Origin of the sequence: Actinorugispora endophytica (genome assembly GCF_004363075.1) — a bacterium.
Lineage (GTDB): Bacteria > Actinomycetota > Actinomycetes > Streptosporangiales > Streptosporangiaceae > Actinorugispora > Actinorugispora endophytica.
Window position 1 is genome coordinate 1 of sequence record NZ_SNYN01000035.1, and the last position, 20,693, is coordinate 20,693.

The window sequence follows — 20,693 nt, forward strand, 5'->3', positions numbered from 1 at the left end:
CGCCGGCGCAAACTCGCGCTTTTCGCGGCGACTCCCTCGAAAGAAGGAGGTGGAGTTTCCCGTGGGGGTTTCCCCCGTTGTTCCGCTCCGTTGTGACTCCACTTTATCGCGATCCCGCCGCTCTGCCAAATCGGCTTCCGAGCTTCGCGATCCCGAATTGAAGATCCGCAATTCCCATTCCGAACCACCATCGACCGAAAGTGAATTCGATTCAACTCGTGGTGCGGATCACGATGGAACCGAGAGAATCGGTTCTGTCGTAAATGGGATTTGGAGGAGTGGACACCGAATGTCCGCTTCGATCCGTGGAGGTCCGGACCCGGCTGCCCTCACTCGAGAGGAGGAGTTCAGTTCCCGGCTGTCCGTGCCCCCCAAGCCTACCCGCTCGAAGTCAATGCCTCGGACGTTCCTCTTGGGAAGGACCACCATGAGTTCGGGCCTCGCGGCCGTTGTTCGTGGCGACTCGGAGAACACTACCCGATCCCGGGAGGCTCCCGAACCACCCGACCGGGTCCGGCGCGCGATTCGCGGACCGTGTCCGCACCCGGGCATGACCCGGGCTTTGACCACGGGGGTTTCGGTTTGCCTCCCGCAGAGGGCGGGGCCTCGGAGGGCCGCTTCGGATGACGCGGAGATTGCCGTCTTTTTGAACGCGCGGCCGTCGCCCGCTCCGGGCGACGGCCGGCCCGGCTAGCCGAGGGCGAGCAGCTCCCGGGCAAGGGCCCGGAAGGCGATGCCCCGGTGGCTGATCGCGTTCTTCTCCGCCGCGCTCATCTCCGCGGTGGTGCGGGTCTCCCCCTCCGGTACGAAGATCGGGTCGTAGCCGAAGCCGTTCCCGCCGCGGGGCCCGGTGGTCAGCGTTCCCCGGAAGACCCCCTCCACGACATGCTCCCGCCCCGTCGGCAGGACGAGCGCGGCCGCGGCGACGAACTCGGCGCCGCGCCGCTCCTCAGGGGTGTCCGCGAGCTGGTCCAGAACGAGGTCCAGGTTGGCGGCGTCCCGGTCCCCGGCGGCCTCGCCGAACCTGCCCGACCAGCGGGCGGACAGCACCCCGGGCATCCCGTTCAGCTCGTCGACACGCAGGCCGGAGTCGTCCGCGACGGCGGGCAGGCCGGTGTGCGCGGCGACAGCCCTCGCCTTGAGCAAGGCGTTCCCGGTGAAGGTGTTCTCGGTCTCGGCCACGTCAGGAGCGTCGGGATAGGCGTCGAGGCCGACGACCTCGATGTCGAGCCCGGCCTCCGCCAGGATCGCGCGCATCTCGGGGACCTTCTTGGCGTTGCGCGTGGCGAGCACGAGCGTGCGGACCCCGCTCATCCCGCGAGGGCCTTCTTCTGGATCTCGGTGAGTTCGGCGCAGCCGCCGACCGCGAGGTCCAGGAGGGAGTCCAGGAGGGCCCGGTCGAAGGGAGCCCCCTCCGCCGTGCCCTGGACCTCGATGAACTCGCCGGTTCCGGTGACGACGACGTTCATGTCGGTCTCGGCCACGGAGTCCTCGAGGTAGTTCAGGTCCAGGCGCGGCTTGCCCTGCACGACGCCGACGCTGATCGCGGCGACGGACCCGGTCAGCGGGTTGTTCTTGAGGTTGCGCCGCTTGCGCAGGTACTTGACCGCGTCCGAGAGCGCCACGTACGCGCCGGTGATGGCCGCGGTGCGGGTGCCGCCGTCGGCTTGGAGGACGTCGCAGTCCAGGGTGATGGTGTGCTCGCCCATGGCCTTGAAGTCGACGACGGCGCGCAGTGAGCGTCCGATGAGGCGGGAGATCTCGTGGGTGCGGCCGCCGATCTTGCCCTTGACCGACTCGCGGGTGCCGCGGGTGTCCGTGGCGCGGGGCAGCATGGCGTATTCGGCGGTGACCCACCCCTCCCCGGTTCCGCGCCTCCAGCGGGGGACGCCGTCTTCGACGGTCGCGGCGCACAGGACACGGGTCTCGCCGAACTCGATGAGGGCTGAGCCTTCCGCGTGCCGGAGCCAGTTGCGGGTGATGTTCACTGGGCGGAGCTGATTCGGAGTTCGTCCGTCAGGTCGAGGCATGGGGCCGAGCCTATCCGCGCGGAACGGGGGGCGTCGCCCTTCGGTCGGATCGGTGCGGGCGGTGGGGCCGGCGCGTCCGTCGGAGGGCCCCGGCCCCGTGGCGGCCGGAACCCTCCGGCGAGGGGCCGGCCGGGTCACCTCCCGGCCGTGACCCGGTGGACCTCCCCCTGCACGGCGAGTTCGACCGGACCGCTGTAGGTGGTGCGCGCCTCGGCGAGTGTGCGGTCGTTGTCGTTCCAGGGGACGAGGTGGGTGAGGACGAGTTTGCGCGCACCGGCGCGGGTGGCCTGCTCGCCCGCCTCGCTGCCGGTCAGGTGCATGTCCTTGGGGTGTTCCTTGTGGTCCTGGAAGGACGCCTCGCACAGGAACAGGTCGGCGTCTCGGGCGAGGTCGACGAGTTCGTCGCAGGCCCCGGTGTCACCGGAGTAGGCCAGGACCGCGCCCTTGTGCTCGAGGCGGATCCCGAAGGCCTCGACGGGGTGGTTGACGTGGTCGAAGGTCGCCGTGAAGGGGCCGATCCGGCGGCTGCCGGGGGTGATCTCGTGGAAGTCGAAGGTGTCGCGCATACCGGGATCGGGGTCGAGCCCGTAGGCCTCGGCCATCCGGTCCGCCACTCCGGGGGGGCCGTAGACGGGGATGCGGGGTTTGCGGCCGCCTTCGGGGAAGGTCCGCGCCACCCAGTAGGAGCACAGGTCGAAGCAGTGGTCGGCATGCAGGTGCGAGAGGTAGACGGCGTCGATGTCGTAGATGTCGGTGTAGCGCTGGAGCGCTCCGAGCGCCCCGTTGCCGAGGTCGAGCAGCAGCCGGAACCCGTCGGCTTCCACGAGGTAACAGGACGCGGGGCTGGCGGGGCCGGGGAAGCTCCCCGATGAGCCGATGATGGTGAGTCGCACGTCGTACAGCCTTTTCGGTGAGGTGCCTCCGCGGAGACTTCGCCGCGGCGCGGAGTCAGGGTCGCCGGGTCTCCGGATTTCCAGGTTGTTACGGGTGTACCCCACGTAGCGGCGGGTGGGTACACAATGTGGCCCGCGCCTCAGGCGATGTGAATCACATGTGAAGACATCACACATCCCCCCTTTCGGCGTGTTCGCAGGCGAAGAGGGTTGCTTCAGGGTCCTTCCGGACTTTTCCCGCGCGCCGGGCGCGGACGCGTCACACCGATGCTCAGCGCCCGAGGCGGGCGAGCTGGCGGCTCTGCGCGACGAGGCGCCCCTTCGCGTCCCACAGGTCGACGCTCTCGTCGAACCAGCCGTCGCTGACCAGGTCCGCGCGGGCCCGGAAGGCGAGCGGGCCCGGTTCGGGGAGCGCGCGCAGGTGCCAGGTGAGTTCGACGGTGGGGGCCCACCTCCAGGCGGTCAGCGCGCTCACGACGGGCGGGAGCGCGTCGACGGCGAGGGCGACGAAGGCCGCGGGGTCCTCGGCCGGTCCGCCGTCGCGCGCGCTGAGGTCGACGTGGCCGCGCAGTTCGGGGGTGGCGCCTGAGTGCCCGCCCGTGAGGAGCGCGTAGGTCTCGGGGGCGAAGCGCAGGTCGACGCGGTCGATGAAGCCGCTCTCGGAGGCCCGGTCGGCGCGCGGGTCGAAGGCGCGGCACTGTTCGATCGGGGGGACCCCCGCGGGGGCGGCCTCGAAGACGGGGACGGCCCCCGGGTCGAGCGCGGCGGTGGCGACCGTGCCGGTGGCGACGGCCTTCCCCGCCTGGCGCAGGGTGACGCGTACGGTGCTGACGGTCCGGCCCCGCTTGAGGGCCTCGGCTTCGATCTCGGCCGGTCCGCCGCTGCCGGGGCTCAGGAAGTGGTACGAGGAGGAGACCGCGTGCGGGTGCGCGGACTCGGCGAGCGCGGCCTGCTGCAGCACCGCCATGAGGTAGCCGCCGTTGAGCGCGGCGCCGATGAGGTATCCGGGGTCGAGGTCGACGGCGTACCGGTTCTCGCCCGTGCGGGTGATGTCGGTCGCGGAGGCGAATCGCGTCATGGGGACCATTGAAGCGAACGGTTTCGGCGCGCCGGCGGCCAGGGCCCGGGTTGCCCGTGGCCGGACCGGGCGGGGGTCCCGGCGGCGGCCGCGCGGGTCTGCCCGCGCCCGCTGCGGCCGACGGGGATCCGGGCCCGAACGGTCTGCGGAAAGCCCCGCGACGTCCTGGGGTGGGTACTCCCACCCCAGGACGCTAGGCCCAGAGTTGGCCGTCGAGGCGTTCCTCGGCCTCTTCGAGGGTGCCCTCGTAGGCGCCGGTGGAGAGGTACTTCCAGCCGGCGTCGGCGATGACGAAGGCGATGTCCGCGCGCTCCCCGGCCTTGACGGCCCTGGCCGCCACGCCCAGGGCCGCGTGCAGGGCGCCGCCGGTGGAGATTCCCGCGAAGATGCCCTCCTTGTCGAGGAGTTCGCGGGTGCGCTTGAGGGCGGCGTCGGCCGGGACGGAGAAGCGGGTGGTGAGGACCGTCTCGTCGTACAGCTCCGGGATGAAGCCCTCGTCGATGTTGCGCAGGCCGTAGACGAGTTCGCCGTAGCGCGGTTCGGCGGCCACGATCTGCGTTCCCGGCTTGTGCTCGCGCAGGTAGCGGCCGACGCCCATGAGGGTGCCGGTGGTTCCCAGGCCCGCGACGAAGTGGGTGATCTCGGGCAGGTCCGCCAGCAATTCGGGCCCGGTGGTCTCGTAGTGGGCGCGGGCGTTGGCGGGGTTGCCGTACTGGTAGAGCATCACCCACTCGGGGTGTTCGGCGGCCATGCGCTTGGCGACGCGGACGGCCTCGTTGGAGCCGCCCTCGGCCGGGGAGTAGTGGATCTTCGCTCCCCACATGGCGAGCAGCTGGCTGCGTTCGGCGGAGGTGTTCTCCGGCATGACGCAGACCATCCTGTAGCCCCGCAGCCGGGCGACCATCGCCAGGGAGATCCCCGTGTTCCCGGAGGTGGGCTCCAGGATGGTGCACCCGGGAGTGAGCAGGCCGTCCTTCTCTGCCTGCTCGATCATGAAGAACGCCGCGCGGTCCTTGATCGACCCGGTCGGGTTGCGGTCCTCGAGTTTGGCCCAGATCCGGACCTCGGGCGAGGGGGACAGCCCGGGCAGCCCCACCAGTGGGGTGTGCCCGAGCGAGCCCAGAAGGGAGTCGAACCTCATGGCGGTCAGCGCGCCCCGCCGGCGACGGCCGGCAGGACGGTGACGGTGTCGCCGTCGGAGACGGGGGCGTCGATGCCGCCGAGGAAGCGGACGTCCTCGTCGTTCAGGTAGACGTTGACGAAGCGGCGCAGCTGGTCGTTCTCGACGAGGCGGGCGCCGATTCCCGGGTGGTTCTTGTCGAGGTGGGTGATGAGCTCGGCGATGGTGGCGCCCTCGCCTTCGACCGTCTTGGCGCCGTCGGTGAGGTTGCGCAGGATGGTCGGGATGCGGACCTCGATGGCCATGAGTATGTCTCCGTTGGAAGTCTGTGTGCTGGTGGCGGGCGCGCGGTGGCCCGCCGCTCTGGTTCAACGTGCGCGGTGCGCGGGTGATTCCGGGTGTTCGGGGTTCGCGGGTCAGGCCGCGTCGGTGATCTCGACCGGTTCCTCGGTGACGGCCCCGTCGACGATCCGGTAGGAGCGGAACTCGACGGTCTCGGGGTCCCGGGTGGAGACGAGGACGTAGTGGGCGTTCGGCTCGGAGGCGTAGCTGACGTCGGTGCGCGAGGGGTACGCCTCGGTCGCGGTGTGCGAGTGGTAGATGACGACGGGCTCCTCGCCGCGGTCGTCCATCCCGCGCCAGACCTTGAGCTGTTCGAGCGAGTCGAAGCGGTAGAACGTGGGCGACCGTTCGGCGTTGACCATCTCGATGAAGCGCTCGGGCCGGTCGCTTCCCTCGGGCCCGGCCACCACGCCGCAGGCTTCGTCCGGGTGGTCGCGGCGGGCGTGGGCCACGATCTGGTCGTAGATCGGGCGATCAATCCTCAGCATGGTCCTCAGGGTAGCCGAGCAGATATCCCTACCCACTCGCTGGGTATGAGTCGGCGCGGCGGCCGCTCAGTCCCGCATGAGGGCCTGGACCAGGCTTTCCTGCAGATGTGTGAGCCATTCGTAGATGTGGGCGGCGGAGGCCAGCGACTCGTCGCCCCGGAGCCTCTGGCGCAGGGCCTCCAGGTCGGCCTCGTCCTCGATGCCCAGGCGGGTGCCGAGGGAGAGCCGGACGTCGGTGAGGAGCTTGAGCCAGGAGTGCGCGTCGGCCAGGTCCAGGGTGATCTCGCCGCCGCCGGCGGGGATCCCGTCGAAGACCAGCTGGGCGTTCTCGCGCTTGTGGCGGCGGAGACCGTCCTCGGTGTAGCGGCGGAAGTCCCCGGCCGCGAGGGCGTCCTCGGTGTAGGCGTCGGGGAAGAGCCGGGCCAGGACCGGGTCCTCCGGCCTGGTGCTGTTGGCGCCGATACCGATGAGCGCCGCGAACTCGTCCTGCGGTTCGGGCGCCTCGACGAGCTGCAGCACGAGAGCGGCCATGGAGCGCAGGAGGCTCGCCTCTCCGCTGTCGACCTCGATGCGGACCCCGCCGCGTGGGGCGCTGTGAAATCCGGTGGTCATGAGTCGGTGGAACCCCGTTGTCGTGTGGGTTTACTTGTCCTGTTGGAGAGTCGCCCAGAGGCCGTACTCGTGCAGGATGTTGACGTCGCGCTCCATCTCCTCGCGGGTACCGCTGGAGACGACCGCCCTGCCCTGGTAGTGCACGTCCTCCATGAGCTTCCGGGCCTTGGCCTTGGAGTACCCGAAGACCGTCTGGAAGACGTAGGTGACGTAGCTCATCAGATTGACGGGGTCGTTCCAGACGATCGTGATCCACGGCACGTCCGGCCGGACGTCCTCCTCGATCCGCGGTTCCTCGAGTTCGACCGGCATGGCGGTCATGCCCCGCTCACCTTCTTCACCATTCTCGCCCTGACACGGCTGGTTGCCCAACGGTGTGCCCCGGGCGGCTTCCGTCCATTCCCGCGACCGTCACTCCCCCGCGCGCGCCGGCGGTCTCCCCCGAGCTTCTTCCCGGGAGGCACGAACTAAGGTTGGTTTCCATGACCGAACGCCGGAGCAGCGCGCTCCTCACCGACCACTACGAGTTGACCATGCTGCAGGCCGCTCTGCGCAGCGGTGCGGCGCACCGGCGGACGGTCTTCGAGATGTTCGCCCGCCGCCTGCCCGAGACCCGCCGGTACGGCGTGGTCGCCGGTACGGGACGGTTCCTGGACGCGCTGGAGCACTTCCGTTTCGACTCCGCGGCCCTGGACTTCCTCGCCCGGACCGGGGTCGTGGACGACCCTACACTTTCGTTCCTGTCGGATTACCGTTTTTCCGGTGATGTCTGGGGTTACGCCGAGGGCGACTGCTACTTCCCCGGCTCGCCCATCCTGGTGGTGGAGGGCACGTTCGCCGAGTGCGTCGTGCTGGAGACGCTGGCGCTGTCGATCTACAACCACGACTGCGCGATCGCCTCGGCGGCGTCGCGGATGGTGACGGCCGCGAACGGGCGTCCGCTGATCGAGATGGGGTCGCGGCGCACCCACGAGGAGGCCGCCGTGGCGGCGGCGCGCGCCGCGTACCTCTCCGGCTTCGCGAACACCTCCAACCTGGAGGCGGGCCTCCGCTACGGGGTTCCCACTGCGGGGACCAGCGCGCACGCGTTCACACTGCTGCACGACAACGAGCGGCACGCGTTCGCCGCGCAACTGGAGTCGCTGGGGAAGGACACCACTCTGCTGGTGGACACCTACGACGTGATGCGCGCCATGGCCACCGCCGTGGACCTGGCCGGCCCGGAGCTGGGCGCGGTGCGGCTCGACTCCGGTGACCTGGGGGAGCTGGCGGTGCGGGTGCGCGCGTTCCTGGACGAGCGGGGCGCCGCGGAGACCCGGATCATCGTGACCGGCGACCTCGAGGAGCACGCCATCCAGGCCCTGGCGATCGCCCCGGTGGACGGCTACGGGGTCGGAACCTCCCTGGTCACCGGGTCGGGCGCGCCGACCGCGTCGCTGGTGTACAAGCTGGTGGCGCGCGCCCGGAGCGACGATCCGGAGGCCCCGTTGTCGCCGGTGGCCAAGCGGTCGGTGGGAAAGCCCAGCAAGGGCGGGCGCAAGTGGGCGACGCGGCGGCTGGACGACCACGGGGTGGCGACGACCGAGCGGGTCTTCGAGTACGAGCCGGAATCGGGGCGGATGGAGCGGCCGCTTCTGGTCCCCCTCGTCGAAGGAGGCGAGGTCGTCGGGCGTGAGCCCCTGGAGGAGGCGCGGGAGCGGCACGTCCGCGCCATTGCCGAGCTGCCGGTGGCCGCACGCCGGATGTCACGCGGCGAACCCGCGATCCCCACCGTGTTCGAGCAGAGGGCACACGACTGACCGGACTTGTCCGGGTCGTGACCGTTCGCGGGGGTCCTGTTGACGATCCTGACGCCGGCGTTCTGAAATCCTCGGTTCTGGAACGCTGACGTCACGACCACCGGCAGAGGTGCGGCGACTCCACCGAGGGCCCCGCTCTGGACGGACGCGAGCCGACCCGGAAGCATTCAGGAAACGCACCCCGGCCGCGTATCCGAAAGAGGGACGGAACATGAAGGCACTGATCGTCGTCGACGTGCAGAACGACTTCTGCGAGGGCGGCAGCCTGGCGGTGTCCGGCGGCACCGACGTGGCCACCGCCATCTCGGCGTACATCGACGCCAAGCGGGGCGACTACGCCCACATCGTGGCCACCCGCGACTACCACGTGGACCCGGGGCCGCACTTCTCGGACTCCCCCGACTTCGTGGACTCGTGGCCGCCGCACTGCGTGGCGGGCACGCGCGGCGCGGAGTTCCACCCGCGCTTCGAGACCGACCCGGTCGAGGAGGTCTTCGACAAGGGCGCCTACACGGCCGCGTACAGCGGGTTCGAGGGCTCCACCAAGGAGGGGGCCGCGCTGGCGGACTGGCTGCGCGAACGGGACGTCACGGAGGTGGACGTGGTGGGAATCGCCACCGACCACTGCGTGCGCGCCACCGCCCTGGACGCCTCCCGCGCCGGGTTCGGGGTGCGGGTGCTGCTGAGTCTGACGGCGGGCGTGGCCCGTCCGACGGTGGAGGCCGCGATGGCGGAGCTGGGCGAGGCGCGGGTACGGCTGGAGGGCGAACCGGTCGTGGCGTGAGCGGCCCGGGAGGCCCCGGGGACCGGCGCGTCCGCGAGGCGTCCTGACGTCGGCGCCGTGGCGGCGCCGACGTCAGGACGCGGTCAGTCGATGCCGACGGCGGCGCGCACCTGGGACAGCACGCGGCGGCTACGCTCGCGGGCGCGCTCGCCCCCGGCGGCGAGGATGTCGTCGAGTTCGCTGTCCGGGGCCATCAGCGCCTCGTAGCGCTCGCGCTTGGGCGCGATCTCGGCGTTGACCGCCTCGAACAGCTCGTTCTTGAGCTCGCCCCAGCCCATGCCGCCCGCCTCCAGCCGCTTCCGGGTCTCCGCGATCCGGTCGGCCCCCGCGAAGTGGGTGAGCAGCTGGAAGACGACGGAGGAGTCGGGGTCCTTGGGCTCCTCGACCGGGACGCTGTCGGTGGGGATGCGCCGGATCAGCTTCTTCAGCCGGCCTTCGGGCAGGAACAGCGGGATGTGGTTGTCGTAGGACTTGCTCATCTTGCGCCCGTCGACACCGGGCAGCACGCTGGCGTCGCCCTCGGGGTAGACGCCCTTGGGGATGCGGAAGGTGTAGCCGTCGCCGAACAGGTGGTTGAAGGAGCCCGCGATGTCGGCCGCGTACTCGACGTGCTGGGCCTGGTCCCTGCCGACCGGGACGAGGTCGGTCTCCATGATGAGGATGTCCACGGCCATGAGCACGGGGTAGTTGAACAGCCCCATGTTGACGCCGGCGTCGAGGTCGGCGAGTCCGGCCTCGGCGTTGCGGTCGCGCACGGCCTTGTAGGCGTGGGCGCGGTTCATCAGCCCCTTGCCGGTGACGCAGGCGAGCACCCAGGTGAGCTCGAACGTCTCGGGGACGTCGGACTGGCGGTAGACGACCGTGCGCTCGGGGTCGAGCCCGCAGGCCAGCCAGGTGGCGGCGACCGACCTGGTGTTGTGCCGCATCACCTCGGGATCGCGGACCGTGGTGAGGGCGTGGTAGTCGGCGATGAAGTAGTAGGCGTCGTACTCGTGCGCCGCCCTCAGGGCGGGCTTGAGCGCGCCGAGGTAGTTGCCCAGATGCGGTTCCCCGGTGGGCTTGACACCGGTGAGGTAGGTCTTGGTCGCTGCCATGCCAGCAAGCTTATCGGCGCGGGCGGCGGCCGGTTCCCTCCGGTCGGCCGCGCGGGTCAGGCGAACCCGCCGTCGGCGAGGATCCCGTCGAGTTCGTCGAGGCCGTAGTCGTCCACGACGAGGATCCCCGACTCGGGCAGCAGCCAGGACCTCTGGCGGTAGAAGCCCCGGTTGTCGGCGGTCTCCTCCGAGTAGCAGCCGAGCGTGTACTCCCGGTAGAGCGCCTTCCGGTCGCCGACCGGGGCGAGTCCGCTGACGTCGGGCTCGTAGGGGGCGCCGTCGTCTTCGGACCCGGGGACGGAGTCGACCCGGTCCAGGCACATGCCGAGTCCGCTTCGCGGCACGAAGGGCCCCTCCCGCGGCTCCTCGGTGATCCGCGACCAGCCGTCTCCCCCGTACTCGATCCCCCCCGGGCCGAAGACCTTGACGTGCGCGCAGTCGAGCCCGGCCCCGGGCCCCCAGTCCTGTCGCTTGTCCCATTCCGCGCATCCGGGCTGTCCGGGAGGGTGGGCGACCATCCAGTCGTCGACGACCTGCCCCGCGTCGGGGTCCGACCCGTTCAGGAAGACCGTGTCCTCCACCCGTTCCACGGTCCAGTCCTCGGGGAACCGCAGGACCAGCCCCCGGAACCCGACCTCCTGGCCCCGTTGTCCGGGGGCGGAGGCGGCCGCGGAGCCGCTCGGGGCGCCGCCGGGGCCCGTGCCGTCGGGGGTGCCGCCGCTCCCGGCGCCGGTCGCGGGTCCGGTGGCCGCGGTCGGCAGGACCGGCTGCCCGGTGACGGCCCTCCCGGCGATCCAGCCGCCGGCCGCCACGACGACGACGGCGGCGGCTCCGGCGGCGATCAGGGGCGTTCTCCTCGTGGTCATCGCGGACTCCTCTACGACGCCCGCGCGATCGCGGGACCGGCGGGACGCCGCCGGCCGTGAGCGCCGCGGCTCCGGGACTCGGACCACAAGCACTATGGCACCGGCCCCGCCGGTCCGGCAACGCGGTCGCCCGGCCGGTTCCGGCCGGGCTCCGCGGCGGGTCACTCGCGGAAGGCCGCCCAGGACATGGCCATGCGTTCGGCCTGCCCCTCGGTGAACTCGTTCAGGCACGGGTCGTGGCTGTAGTTCATGTAGTTGTGGACCGGGTCCCGGCCCTTGCGGAGCGGGCAGGTGTCCCGCCCCTCGGGGCAGCCGACGGCCTGCTCCCGCTCGTAGGGGGTGTCCGAGACGTAGTCGCCGGGGTTGGCGCAGCCGTTCTGGAAGGTGTGGAACAGCCCCAGCCAGTGCCCGGTCTCGTGGGTCGCGGTGTGGCCGAGGTTGAAGTTCTGGAGGCTGCCGCCGGGGACCGTGCGGTAGTCGATGACGACCCCGTCGCCTTCCGGGTCGCTCTGGTAGTCCTGCGGGAAACTCGCCCGGCCGAGCAGCCCCCGGCCCATGTCGAGCGAGTAGATGTTCAGGGTCTCGGAGCCGCCCCTGTGCAGGTGCTGCTTGATCTCGTCCTCGTTGTTCGTGAAGTCGGCGAACCAACGGGCGTTCTCGGTCCGGGTGGTCTCCTCCAGCTCGAACCGGAACCCGGTGTCCACTCCGCCGTAGTAGCCGCGGAAGGCGTGGGTGAGCACCCTGATCTGCTTGTCGATGACCTCCTGCGGGACGTCCCCGGTGCCGTCGGGGTGGGAGACGACGTGGAAGACCACCGGGACGGTCTGCGGCTGCCCCGCGCTCGGCGCCTGCTGCGGGACCGCGGCCGCCTGGAGGAGGCGGTCGAGCTCGGCCGCCTCCTCGGGGGCCAGCGAGTGGGGGTCGCGCCGGGCGGAGGCCGCGGGGCCGGAGGCGCGGGCCGCGCCCTCCCCCGGTTCACAGGGCGGCGCGGCCGCCGTGGGGCGCGCGCCGTTCTTCGGGGCGTCGGAGTCCGGTGTGGGAGCCTGCACGGTCATTCCGGCCAGGGCCGCGGCGCTGACCGCGAGCCCGCTCCAGGTGAGGAGGTTGCGCAGAGTCCACCCGTTTGTCGCGGTCGTCATAGCTACGGAAGGTAGTGAATTCGTGACCCGGCACAGCGTGGGACACGTCCGGAACGCGAACTGTTTACGGGTTCGTGGCTTGTGCCACACGGATTTTGTCGATCGGTGACCGAACGCGGCGGGTCAGCGCTCCCCGACCGCCCACGCGCGCAGTTTGGCGACGCGCTGGCGCACCTGCTCGGCGGTGGCCTGCGCGATGGGCGGGCCACCGCAGGCGCGACGCAGCTCGGTGTGGATCGTGGCGTGCGGCTGGCCGGTGCGGTGGTGCCAGGCTCCGACCAGCCCGTTGAGCTCGCGGCGCAGCTCGGCCACCACCTCGTGCGCGGGGGCCTGCCTGGCCTCGGCCTCGGGCTCCCTGCGCCGCTGCGTCTGCTGCTCGTGGTTGCGCCTGCGCAGCAGCTGGGCCACCTGGTCGGGTTCCAGCAGTCCGGGCAGGCCCAGGAAGTCCTCCTCCTCGGGTGATCCCGGCGCGCCCCCGCCGAACTCGCCGCCGTCGTAGAGGGCGCGGTCGAACTCGGCCGCGGACTCCATCGTCTCGAACGGCAGCTCGTCTCCCGCGTCGGGCGTGTCCCGCTTCTTGCGGGCCTCGTCGACGAGGTCCTGCTCGGGGTCGAAGCCGTCCTCGTTGACGGGGCGGTCCAGCGCGTGGTCGCGCTCGCGCTCCATCTCGCCCGCGTACTCGAGCAGGACCGGCACCGAGGGCAGGAACACCGAGGCGATCTCGCCGCGGCGGCGCACCCGCACGAAGCGCCCCACCGCCTGGGCGAAGAACAGCGCGGTGCTGGTGGAGGTGGCGTAGACGCCGACCATCAGCCGGGGAACGTCCACGCCCTCGGACACCATCCGCACCGCGATCATCCAGCGGTCGTCGGACTCGGAGAACTGCTTGATCTTCTTGCTCGCGGTGGGGTCGTCCGACAGCACCACGGTCGCGCCGCGCCCGGTGATCTGGCGCAGGATGCGCGCGTAGGCGCGGGCGGACTCGTGGTCGGTGGCGATGACCAGGCCGCCCGCGTCGGGGGTGTGCTTGCGGACCTCGCTGAGCCGCCGGTCGGCCGCGGCCAGCACCTTCTTGATCCAGTCGCCCTTGGGGTCCAGTGCCGCGCGCCAGGCCTGGGAGAGCGCGTCGGAGGTGAGCGGCTCGCCCAACCGGGCGGCCAGCTCGTCGCCGGCCTTGGTCCGCCAGCGCATCTCCCCCGAGTAGGCCATGAAGATGACCGGCCGCACGACGCCGTCGGCCAGCGCGGGGGCGTACCCGTAGCTGTAGTCCCAGGAACAGCGGCGCACGCCGTTGTGGTCCTGCACGTAGTCCACGAACGGGATCGGGTTGACGTCGGACCGGAACGGCGTGCCGGTCAGGGACAGCCGCCGGGCCGCCGGGTCGAACGCCTCGCGCACGGCCTCGCCCCACGAGAGGGCGTCGCCCGCGTGGTGCACCTCGTCGAAGATGACCAGGGTGCGGCGCGCCTCGGTCCGGTTCCGGTGCAGCATCGGATGAGCGGCGACCTGGGCGTACGTCACGGCCGCGCCGACGAAGTGCCTGCCGAGCGCGCCCTGGCCGTTCTTGAACTCCGGATCGATGGCGATGCCGAACCGCGCGGCGGCCTCGGCCCACTGCTTCTTCAGGTGCTCTGTGGGGCACACCACGGTGACGGAGCGGACCACGTGCCGGGCCAGTAGCTCGCTGGCCAGTGTCAGCGCGAAGGTGGTCTTGCCCGCTCCCGGCGTGGCCACGGCGAGGAAGTCCCGCGGCTGGCGCCGGAAGTACTCGTCGAAGGCCTCGCGCTGCCAGGCCCGCAGGCCGCGCAGCCGGTCACTGGTGCTGTTCGTCTCCACAAGCGTCATCGCGCGCATCCCCTGGTGTTCACGGGTCGAGGGTACCGGGGCGCGCGTCGTCGACGCCCCGACGCGTCGGAGGCCGGGCGGCCGCCCGGCCTCCTCCCGCTCCCCGCGCGGGGTCCAGCGGCCTTCCCGTCGGCCGTCCCGGAGGGGACGGCCGGGCCGCGCCGGGCCCCGGCGGTCAGGGACCGGCGGGGCCCTACTGTCCCGGGGACGCCTCCCCGGCCGGGGCGCCTCCGTCGGACGCGGGGGTCCCGCCGACGGTCACGTCGTTGAACGGCAGGTACGGGTCCGCCCACGGGAAGACGACGTACCACAGCAGCGCCGTCGCGCCCGCGACCAGGGCGAGGCACACCACGAGCTTGACGAACCAGGGGCCGGGGATGCCACGCCAGATCAGGCCGTACACGCGCCTCACCCCTCCGTCTCGGCGTCGGGCGCCATGTGCGCGATGTTCTCGGGCATGCCCTGGTCCTTGGGACGGGTGTCGGTGAGCTCGGCGTGGATGATCAGCCGGTGTGAGTTCTGCAGCTTGGGGTGGCAGGTGGTGAGGGTGAGGAACGCCTTGTCGGGCTCCTCGGTGGACTCCGGGTCGAAGGGGTCCGGAGCGGTCACCTCGATCGCGTCGGGGAGCACGATCGTGCTCTCGACCACCGCGTAGGTGTAGAAGTTGTCCTTGTCCTCCAGGACGACCTCGTCGCCCTCCTCCAGCTGGTCCAGGTCCCAGAAGACCGCGGCCACGCGGTGCCCGGCGATCGAGTAGTTGCCGGCCTCGCCCGCCCGCGCGGCGGGCACCATGCCCTCGGGGGTCCACGACTCGGGGTACCAGCCGGGGCCGTACCTGATGTCCTCGGGCTCCTTGCCGCTGACCACGACCCAGTTCTGGTCGGTCTCGGGGATGTAGAGCCTGCTGTTGGCCGATCCCGGCAGCGGTTCGCCGTCGGGGCCGATGTCGGGCTCCTCCCACTGCTCCGCCATGGCCTGGTCGAGGCGGTCCTGTTCGGCGTCGGTCTGGAACTGCTTGCCCCAGATCTGGAACGCTGCGAAGAGCAGCATGACCAGGCCGGCGGTGAAGAGCAGTTCTCCGATGGTCCGGAAGACCCCGCGCACGACGTCGCCGGCGGTGATCCCGCGCCGGGCCGAAGCCCTCCTGTGCCCTCCGCCCGAGCTTCGCCTTCGGCCTCCGGGGGGGCGTTCGGAAGTGGAAACCATATGTCCTACCCGTTGGGGTCGCCCCGCGCCGGAGCGGTCACCTCGCAGGTGGGACCAGCGGAACTCCGGAGCGCGGGTGCGACAGGTTCTCGACCTCGTATGAGTAGACGTCGCTGGGCGGTTCCGCGATGACATCCCCGCGCGGGGGAACCATGCCGCGATGCGTCCCTGGGAGGTTACCGCGACCGGGGCCGCCGGGGGCGGGGATGCGCCGGTTCGCCGGGCGCCGGCACGGCGGGCCGGCGCGTCCCCGTCCCCAGGGCGCCGGAAGGGGCCAAGCGGTCAGCCCATCATCTCTTCGTAGATCTTCTTGCAATCGGGGCAGACCGGGAACTTCTTGGGGTCGCGGTTGGGGACCCACACCTTGCCGCACAGCGCGATCACCGGCGCACCGGTGACGGCGCTCTCCGTGATCTTGTCCTTCTGCACGTAGTGGGCGAACCGCTCGCGGTCGCCACCGTCGTGAGAAATGTCCGGGCGGGTCTCGCTCTCCGGGAGCACCCTGTTGAAAACGTCCGTCGTCATCGTGCCCTCACACCTCCTCGGTCCTGCTGTTCACGGTATCGGGGCGGCGGAGCGGGTCAGTTCAGCGTCGGGTCCTCGGGAAAGGTCGATACGAAGGCGAGATCCCCGCCCTGCCGGCGCAGCACCCGCGCCCACAGGGACCCGGGGTCCGCGCAGAACACGTCCTCCGCGGTCGCGGGCAGGACGTACCAGGCGCCCTCCTCGATCTCCCCCCGGAGCTGGCCGCCGCTCCAGCCCGCGTAGCCCGCGAAGACCCGCAGCCACCGCAGCGCGTCGCCGATGACCTCCGGCGGGGTGTCCAGGTCGATCGTCCCCAGTCCGGCGGGCCACACGCCGGTGTCCATCTCCTCCAGCGAGCGCCAGCCCAGCGGCGCCTGCCCGTTGCCCGGCACCGCCAGCGCCAGCCCCGCCTCCGCCCCGACCGGGCCCCCCGCGAACATCACCGCGGGGTGGCTGGCGTGGTCTCCCCAGTCGGCCAGGACCTCCCCGACCTCCAGTCCCGAGGGCCGGTTGACGATCACGCCGAGAGTGCCCTCGCTGACGTCGTCGTCGATCACGAAGACCACGGCGCGGCGGAAGCTCGGGTCCTCCAGCAGCGGCGTGGCGACGAGCAGTGCCCCGGTCAGGGTCGGCTGGTCCATGCCTCACCTCATACCCGAACCCGTCGGCCTCATCCGGGCGAGTCGGCGGCGCCGGGGCGCGCTCAGTCCTCCGGCGTTCCCGTGCCCCCGTCCCGGAGCGCCACGTCGCGCACCGCCGCGGCCACCCGCTGGGACAGCCCCTGGTGGAAGACGCTGGGGATGATGTAGTGCGGACCCAGTTCGTCGTCGGTGACGACCGAGGCGAGCGCGTCCGCGGCGGCGACCATCATGTCGGAGGTCACCTTGTGGCTCTGGGCGTCCAGCAGGCCGCGGAAGACCCCCGGGAAGACCAGCACGTTGTTGATCTGGTTGGGGTAGTCGCTGCGCCCGGTGGCCACCACCGCGGCGTGCAGGTGGGCGATCTCGGGGTCGACCTCCGGGTCGGGGTTGGCCAGGGCGAAGATGATCGAGCCCTCGTTCATCTCGGCGATGTCCGCGCCGTCGAGCACGTTGGGCGCGGAGACGCCGATGAACACGTCGGCCCCGCGCACCGCGCCCCTGAGGTCGCCGGAGTAGCCCGTCGGGTTGGTGTTGGCGGCGATCCACTCCAGGTTGGGGTCGAGGTCGTCGCGTCCCTCGTGCACGGCGCCGTGGATGTCGCAGACGATCACGTCCTTGGCCCCCGCGTGCATCAGCAGCTTGAGGATGGCGGTGCCCGCCGCGCCCGCTCCGGACATGGTCACGCGGACCTCGCCGAGCTCCTTGCCGACCACGCGCAGCGCGTTCCGGAGCGCCGCGAGGACCACGATCGCGGTGCCGTGCTGGTCGTCGTGGAAGACCGGGATGTCCAGCAGTTCGCGCAGCCGCGCCTCGACCTCGAAGCAGCGGGGCGCGGAGATGTCCTCCAGGTTGATGCCGCCGAAGCCCGGGGCGATGATCTGCACCGTGCGCACGATCTCGTCGACGTCCTGGGTGTCCAGTGCGATCGGCCAGGCGTCGATGTCGGCGAAGCGCTTGAACAGCGCGGCCTTGCCCTCCATGACGGGCATGGACGCCTCGGGGCCGATGTTGCCCAGGCCCAGCACGGCGGAGCCGTCGGTGACCACCGCGACGCTGTTGCGCTTGATGGTCAGGCGGCGGGCGTCGTCCCGGTTGGCCGCGATCGCGGAGGAGACGCGGGCCACACCGGGGGTGTAGGCCATGGAGAGCTCGTCGCGGTTGCGCAGCGGCACCTTGGACTTCATCTCGATCTTGCCGCCCAGGTGCATGAGGAAGGTGCGGTCGCTGACCTTGTGGACGCTGACGCCCTCGATCGCGCCGAGCGCGGCCACGATGGCCTGGGCGTGGTCGGTGTCCCGGGCCGCGCACGTGACGTCGATGCGCAGGCGCTGGTGGCCCGCGGAGTTCACGTCGAGCGCCGTGACGATGCCCCCCACGTGCTCGACGGCGTTGGTGAGGCTGCTCACGGCACTTCCGTGCGCGTCGAGCTCCAACCGGACCGTGATCGAGTAGGAAACGCTGGGAAGGGTTGCCACGTACAGCTCCTCATTTTCGCGGACTCGTCGCGCACGAACGCGTGGTCTTCATCGTGCCACCGGCACCACCTGGCCCGCACGCCGGTCGACCGGTGCGAAACACCCCCTTGACGGGCCGTTTCACCGCGCTGGCGTCGGGTTTCGGGCCGCTCCGGGCATGTGAAGGCGTGTGAATCCTGCGAATAAGTGAAAACAACCACATCGCACGGGTACCGGGGCGTCCGGTTCATCCGCCTCGGCGGCCTTCAGCGCGTTCGCGCGCCAGGCGCTCGATAATATCCACACAACTCGGGTGGGTGGTCAGGGTGGAGTCCAGAACCAGCTGGTAGTGCTTGGGGTGGGCGGGGTCGGCGCGGTAGAAGCGCCGCACGTAGGCGCGTCTGGCCCGGTCGTTGCCGTCGAGCTCGCGCAGGGTGGGCGGGCGCCACTCGCCGGCCTCCTCCACCGCGCCGCGCATGAGCGCCTCCGCCCGTCCGGCCTCGCGCATCGCCGCGGCCTGCGCGAGGCGCCGGTCGCGGGGGCCGTCGAGGCGCACGTGCACGGCCGTGGGATGGCCGGCGAGGACCATCGCGGCCGCGCGCCCCAGGATCACACCGCCGGCGGCGGCCACCCCGGCGATGACGCGCTCGGTGTGCTCGACGAACTCCTGGTCGTACAGGAGGCGGCCGTCGGCGTCGGTGGCGCCGACGAAGGCCGTGTCGACGCTGCCGAGCGTGACGCTGGGCAGCCGGGCCGCGCTGGACAGCAGCCGGTCCAGGCCGGTGGGCGCGCGGTCGTCGTGCTCCAGCACGTCCTCCAGGGAGCACCCGATCCGCTCGGCCACCTCGCCGGGGATCGCCCGGTCCAGGAAGGGGACCCCGAGCCGTTCGGCGACGGCGGGCCCGATCACGCTTCCCCCCGCGCCGTAGGTCGCGGAGATCGTCACCACGGGAGCCATCCGAGCACCGCCCTTCACCGGGTATGCCGGTGTTTTACCCCTGTGCCGGACTCTTTAGCGGCGGTTCCCCCGGCGTTCCCGGCCCCGGCCGGACGGGGTTCCGCCCGGCCGGGGCCCGGGTCCTCCCGGGCGCCGCGTCGGCCGCCTAGAACAGCGCGGAGGTCAGGGCGCGGCGCGCCCTGGCCACGCGGGGGTCGGCCGAGGGCAGTACCTCGAAGAGGCCGAGCAGGTGCCTGCGCGCGGCGTCGCGGTCGTCCTCGCGGGTGCGGCGCACGGTCGCCACCAGGCGGTCGAAGGCGTCCTCGAACTTGCCGCCGTACATGTCGATGTCGGCGACCGCGCACTGGGCGGCGACGTCGGCGGGGTCGTCGGCGGCGGCCTTGCGGACCGCGTTGGCGTCGAGGCCGTGCACCCGGGCCACGAGGCGCACCTGGGCCAGGCCCAGCGTGTACTCCTCGTTGCCGGGGTCGGCCTCCAGCGCCTTGGCGTAGACGGCCTCGGCCGCGTCGTGGTCGCCGCGCTGGACCGCCGCGGCGGCCTCCGCCTGGACGGGGTTCTGCGCGGGGGCCTGCTCCTGCTCGTCGGCGGGCCCGGCCGGTCCGACGCCGGTGTAGTCCTCGGGCAGGATGCCCTGCTGGCGGAGCGCGCCGAAGACCTGCGTGAGGAGTTCGCGCAGCTGCTCCTCGTTCATCGGACCGGCGGCGAGCGGCTGGATCTGGCCGCCGATGGCGAGGTACAGGGCCGGCACGCCCTGCGCGCGCAGGGCCTGGGCGAGCTGCGGGCTGACCTCGGCGTCGACCTTGGCCAGCAGCCACTGCCCCGAGGCCTCCACCGCGAGGCGGTCCAGTGCCTGCTCGAGCTGCTTGGACTCCCCTGACCAGCTTGCCAGGAGCGCGACGATGACCGGGGCCTGGAGGGATCGCTCCAGGACGGCGCTCTGGAAGTTCTCCTCGGTGGCGTCCACCGCGTAGGGGTTGGCGGTCCCCGAGGCCGTCTCGGCCTGCCGTTTGGCCTCGCGCTCCAGGGCCGCTTTGCGCGCGCCGAGGTCGACGGCGCCCTGCATGGAAAAGTCCGAAGGCTGCATGTGCTCCATCCTGCCGTATCCGCCGTGGGCGCGGCGAACGGTTCGCCTTCGGGGAGCAGCCCTTCTGCCGTCGGAGGCGACCGGGGCCGCGCGGGCGGGGTCAGTCCTCGGCGGGGAAGTCCCCGAAGTCCACGCGCAGTTTCCTGAACAGCCTGTGGATCTGCCACAGCTCCTCGTCGGAGTAGCAGTCCAGGCCGAACTCCATGTCCAGCAGGTCGCGGGTGGCGCGCTCCACGACCTCGCGCCCCGGGTCGGTGATCTCGGCGAGGGTTCCGCGCCCGTCGCTGGGGTTGGGCCTGCGGCGCACGAACCCCTGGCGCTCCAGCCGGTCGATGGTGTTGGTGACGCTGGTGGGGTGCACCATCAGGCGTTCGCCGATCTTGCCCAGCGGGAGCGCGCCGCTGGAGCTGAAGGTGAGCAGGACCAGCGCCTCGTATCGGGCGAAGGTCAGCTCGTGCGGCTTGAGCGTGGCGTCCAGTTGTCCGATGAGGATCTGCTGCGCGCGCATGATCGAGGTGACCGCGGCCATCGCCGGGGACGCGCCCCAGCGGCCGGTCCAGTTGTCGTGCGCGCGCTCGATCGGGTCGAACGGAAGGTTCAGCGGGTTTCCCACGTCGAACACTCTACCGATCCCGGCACGTCGAGCATCGGAGAGCCGAATCCGTCAAGGATCGGGGGTGACCGGATCCGGACAGGGCCGCCCCCGGCCGCGAACAGGACGCGGACGCGCAGCTG

23 protein-coding genes are annotated in these 20,693 nt (G+C 71.5%); 2 read left to right on the forward strand and 21 right to left on the reverse strand.

Features of this window, described 5'->3' with window-relative positions; genetic code table 11:
* Positions 1 to 690: 690 nt before the first annotated feature.
* The 9 genes from rdgB to clpS all read right to left on the reverse strand — a co-directional run bounded on the left by rdgB (position 691) and on the right by clpS (position 6,884).
* Complete coding sequence (gene rdgB / locus EV190_RS22450) at positions 691 to 1,314, reverse strand: RdgB/HAM1 family non-canonical purine NTP pyrophosphatase (RefSeq protein WP_133743606.1); 624 nt, start codon at positions 1,312 to 1,314, stop codon at positions 691 to 693.
* Positions 1,311 to 1,988 (reverse strand): ribonuclease PH, encoded by a 678-nt coding sequence (gene rph / locus EV190_RS22455; protein ID WP_394345551.1) that lies wholly within the window; start codon positions 1,986 to 1,988, stop codon positions 1,311 to 1,313. The genes rdgB and rph overlap by 4 nt, the downstream gene beginning before the upstream one ends.
* A 176-nt stretch (positions 1,989 to 2,164) precedes the next feature.
* The gene (locus EV190_RS22460) at positions 2,165 to 2,923 is read right to left on the reverse strand and encodes an MBL fold metallo-hydrolase (RefSeq protein WP_133743608.1); all 759 of its coding nucleotides are present in this window, start codon (positions 2,921 to 2,923) and stop codon (positions 2,165 to 2,167) included.
* Between the two features lie 271 nt (positions 2,924 to 3,194).
* A complete protein-coding gene (locus tag EV190_RS22465) occupies positions 3,195 to 4,001 on the reverse strand; it encodes a thioesterase family protein (protein WP_341770575.1) in 807 nt (268 codons plus the stop codon).
* A 193-nt stretch (positions 4,002 to 4,194) separates the two neighbouring features.
* Positions 4,195 to 5,142 (reverse strand): PLP-dependent cysteine synthase family protein, encoded by a 948-nt coding sequence (locus EV190_RS22470; protein ID WP_133743610.1) that lies wholly within the window; start codon positions 5,140 to 5,142, stop codon positions 4,195 to 4,197.
* Positions 5,143 to 5,147: 5 nt separating this feature from the next.
* A complete protein-coding gene (locus EV190_RS22475; protein WP_133743611.1) occupies positions 5,148 to 5,426 on the reverse strand; it encodes a MoaD/ThiS family protein in 279 nt (92 codons plus the stop codon).
* Between the two features lie 111 nt (positions 5,427 to 5,537).
* Complete coding sequence (locus EV190_RS22480) at positions 5,538 to 5,951, reverse strand: Mov34/MPN/PAD-1 family protein (RefSeq protein ID WP_133743612.1); 414 nt, start codon at positions 5,949 to 5,951, stop codon at positions 5,538 to 5,540.
* Between the two features lie 66 nt (positions 5,952 to 6,017).
* Positions 6,018 to 6,563, reverse strand: a complete 546-nt coding sequence (locus EV190_RS22485; RefSeq protein ID WP_133743613.1) for a DUF2017 domain-containing protein — start codon at positions 6,561 to 6,563, stop codon at positions 6,018 to 6,020.
* A gap of 30 nt (positions 6,564 to 6,593) precedes the next feature.
* Complete coding sequence (clpS, locus tag EV190_RS22490) at positions 6,594 to 6,884, reverse strand: ATP-dependent Clp protease adapter ClpS (RefSeq protein WP_133743614.1); 291 nt, start codon at positions 6,882 to 6,884, stop codon at positions 6,594 to 6,596.
* A gap of 161 nt (positions 6,885 to 7,045) precedes the next feature.
* On the opposite strand from clpS, the gene EV190_RS22495 reads away from it, so the two are divergent.
* Both EV190_RS22495 and EV190_RS22500 read left to right on the forward strand, forming a co-directional pair.
* Complete coding sequence (locus EV190_RS22495; protein ID WP_133743615.1) at positions 7,046 to 8,362, forward strand: nicotinate phosphoribosyltransferase; 1,317 nt, start codon at positions 7,046 to 7,048, stop codon at positions 8,360 to 8,362.
* A gap of 211 nt (positions 8,363 to 8,573) precedes the next feature.
* Positions 8,574 to 9,146: an isochorismatase family protein gene (locus EV190_RS22500; protein ID WP_133743616.1), complete on the forward strand. Its 573-nt coding sequence runs from the start codon at positions 8,574 to 8,576 to the stop codon at positions 9,144 to 9,146.
* Positions 9,147 to 9,229: 83 nt separating this feature from the next.
* Here the strand turns inward: EV190_RS22500 and EV190_RS22505 are convergent, their stop codons facing one another.
* From EV190_RS22505 to EV190_RS22560, 12 genes are all read right to left on the reverse strand, one after another.
* The gene (locus EV190_RS22505; RefSeq protein WP_133743617.1) at positions 9,230 to 10,240 is read right to left on the reverse strand and encodes a tryptophan--tRNA ligase; all 1,011 of its coding nucleotides are present in this window, start codon (positions 10,238 to 10,240) and stop codon (positions 9,230 to 9,232) included.
* 56 nt (positions 10,241 to 10,296) lie between these two features.
* The gene (locus EV190_RS22510; protein ID WP_133743618.1) at positions 10,297 to 11,106 is read right to left on the reverse strand and encodes a hypothetical protein; all 810 of its coding nucleotides are present in this window, start codon (positions 11,104 to 11,106) and stop codon (positions 10,297 to 10,299) included.
* 161 nt (positions 11,107 to 11,267) lie between these two features.
* On the reverse strand, positions 11,268 to 12,245 hold the full coding sequence (locus EV190_RS22515) for a zinc metalloprotease (RefSeq protein WP_133743619.1): 978 nt from the start codon (positions 12,243 to 12,245) through the stop codon (positions 11,268 to 11,270).
* Positions 12,246 to 12,368: 123 nt separating this feature from the next.
* The gene (locus EV190_RS22520) at positions 12,369 to 14,090 is read right to left on the reverse strand and encodes a DEAD/DEAH box helicase (RefSeq protein ID WP_133743620.1); all 1,722 of its coding nucleotides are present in this window, start codon (positions 14,088 to 14,090) and stop codon (positions 12,369 to 12,371) included.
* A 193-nt stretch (positions 14,091 to 14,283) separates the two neighbouring features.
* Positions 14,284 to 14,493, reverse strand: a complete 210-nt coding sequence (locus EV190_RS22525) for a hypothetical protein (protein WP_133743621.1) — start codon at positions 14,491 to 14,493, stop codon at positions 14,284 to 14,286.
* Positions 14,494 to 14,498: 5 nt separating this feature from the next.
* Positions 14,499 to 15,296 carry a class E sortase gene (locus EV190_RS22530; protein WP_208113294.1) on the reverse strand — a complete coding sequence of 266 codons (798 nt, stop codon included), beginning with the start codon at positions 15,294 to 15,296 and terminating at the stop codon, positions 14,499 to 14,501.
* Between the two features lie 282 nt (positions 15,297 to 15,578).
* The gene (locus EV190_RS22535; protein ID WP_133743622.1) at positions 15,579 to 15,821 is read right to left on the reverse strand and encodes a DUF3039 domain-containing protein; all 243 of its coding nucleotides are present in this window, start codon (positions 15,819 to 15,821) and stop codon (positions 15,579 to 15,581) included.
* A gap of 56 nt (positions 15,822 to 15,877) precedes the next feature.
* On the reverse strand, positions 15,878 to 16,462 hold the full coding sequence (locus EV190_RS22540) for a YqgE/AlgH family protein (RefSeq protein WP_133743623.1): 585 nt from the start codon (positions 16,460 to 16,462) through the stop codon (positions 15,878 to 15,880).
* A gap of 62 nt (positions 16,463 to 16,524) precedes the next feature.
* The gene (locus tag EV190_RS22545) at positions 16,525 to 17,937 is read right to left on the reverse strand and encodes an NAD-dependent malic enzyme (protein WP_133743624.1); all 1,413 of its coding nucleotides are present in this window, start codon (positions 17,935 to 17,937) and stop codon (positions 16,525 to 16,527) included.
* A 226-nt stretch (positions 17,938 to 18,163) separates the two neighbouring features.
* A complete protein-coding gene (locus EV190_RS22550) occupies positions 18,164 to 18,874 on the reverse strand; it encodes a cytidylate kinase-like family protein (RefSeq protein WP_133743625.1) in 711 nt (236 codons plus the stop codon).
* 145 nt (positions 18,875 to 19,019) lie between these two features.
* Complete coding sequence (locus tag EV190_RS22555) at positions 19,020 to 19,958, reverse strand: tetratricopeptide repeat protein (RefSeq protein ID WP_133743626.1); 939 nt, start codon at positions 19,956 to 19,958, stop codon at positions 19,020 to 19,022.
* 100 nt (positions 19,959 to 20,058) lie between these two features.
* A complete protein-coding gene (locus EV190_RS22560; protein WP_133743627.1) occupies positions 20,059 to 20,571 on the reverse strand; it encodes a MarR family winged helix-turn-helix transcriptional regulator in 513 nt (170 codons plus the stop codon).
* Positions 20,572 to 20,693: the final 122 nt, after the last annotated feature.

Bases quoted from the DNA above. Each gene is read 5' to 3' on its own strand.
- rdgB (WP_133743606.1), bottom strand. From the start codon at position 1,314: ATGAGCGGGGTCCGCACGCTCGTGCTCGCCACGCGCAACGCCAAGAAG.
- EV190_RS22465 (WP_341770575.1), bottom strand. From the start codon at position 4,001: ATGACGCGATTCGCCTCCGCGACCGACATCACCCGCACGGGCGAGAAC.
- EV190_RS22470 (WP_133743610.1), bottom strand. From the start codon at position 5,142: ATGAGGTTCGACTCCCTTCTGGGCTCGCTCGGGCACACCCCACTGGTG.
- EV190_RS22475 (WP_133743611.1), bottom strand. From the start codon at position 5,426: ATGGCCATCGAGGTCCGCATCCCGACCATCCTGCGCAACCTCACCGAC.
- EV190_RS22480 (WP_133743612.1), bottom strand. From the start codon at position 5,951: ATGCTGAGGATTGATCGCCCGATCTACGACCAGATCGTGGCCCACGCC.
- EV190_RS22485 (WP_133743613.1), bottom strand. From the start codon at position 6,563: ATGACCACCGGATTTCACAGCGCCCCACGCGGCGGGGTCCGCATCGAG.
- clpS (WP_133743614.1), bottom strand. From the start codon at position 6,884: ATGACCGCCATGCCGGTCGAACTCGAGGAACCGCGGATCGAGGAGGAC.
- EV190_RS22495 (WP_133743615.1), top strand. From the start codon at position 7,046: ATGACCGAACGCCGGAGCAGCGCGCTCCTCACCGACCACTACGAGTTG.
- EV190_RS22500 (WP_133743616.1), top strand. From the start codon at position 8,574: ATGAAGGCACTGATCGTCGTCGACGTGCAGAACGACTTCTGCGAGGGC.
- EV190_RS22505 (WP_133743617.1), bottom strand. From the start codon at position 10,240: ATGGCAGCGACCAAGACCTACCTCACCGGTGTCAAGCCCACCGGGGAA.
- EV190_RS22510 (WP_133743618.1), bottom strand. From the start codon at position 11,106: ATGACCACGAGGAGAACGCCCCTGATCGCCGCCGGAGCCGCCGCCGTC.
- EV190_RS22515 (WP_133743619.1), bottom strand. From the start codon at position 12,245: ATGACGACCGCGACAAACGGGTGGACTCTGCGCAACCTCCTCACCTGG.
- EV190_RS22520 (WP_133743620.1), bottom strand. From the start codon at position 14,090: ATGACGCTTGTGGAGACGAACAGCACCAGTGACCGGCTGCGCGGCCTG.
- EV190_RS22530 (WP_208113294.1), bottom strand. From the start codon at position 15,296: ATGGTTTCCACTTCCGAACGCCCCCCCGGAGGCCGAAGGCGAAGCTCG.
- EV190_RS22535 (WP_133743622.1), bottom strand. From the start codon at position 15,821: ATGACGACGGACGTTTTCAACAGGGTGCTCCCGGAGAGCGAGACCCGC.
- EV190_RS22540 (WP_133743623.1), bottom strand. From the start codon at position 16,462: ATGGACCAGCCGACCCTGACCGGGGCACTGCTCGTCGCCACGCCGCTG.
- EV190_RS22550 (WP_133743625.1), bottom strand. From the start codon at position 18,874: ATGGCTCCCGTGGTGACGATCTCCGCGACCTACGGCGCGGGGGGAAGC.
- EV190_RS22555 (WP_133743626.1), bottom strand. From the start codon at position 19,958: ATGCAGCCTTCGGACTTTTCCATGCAGGGCGCCGTCGACCTCGGCGCG.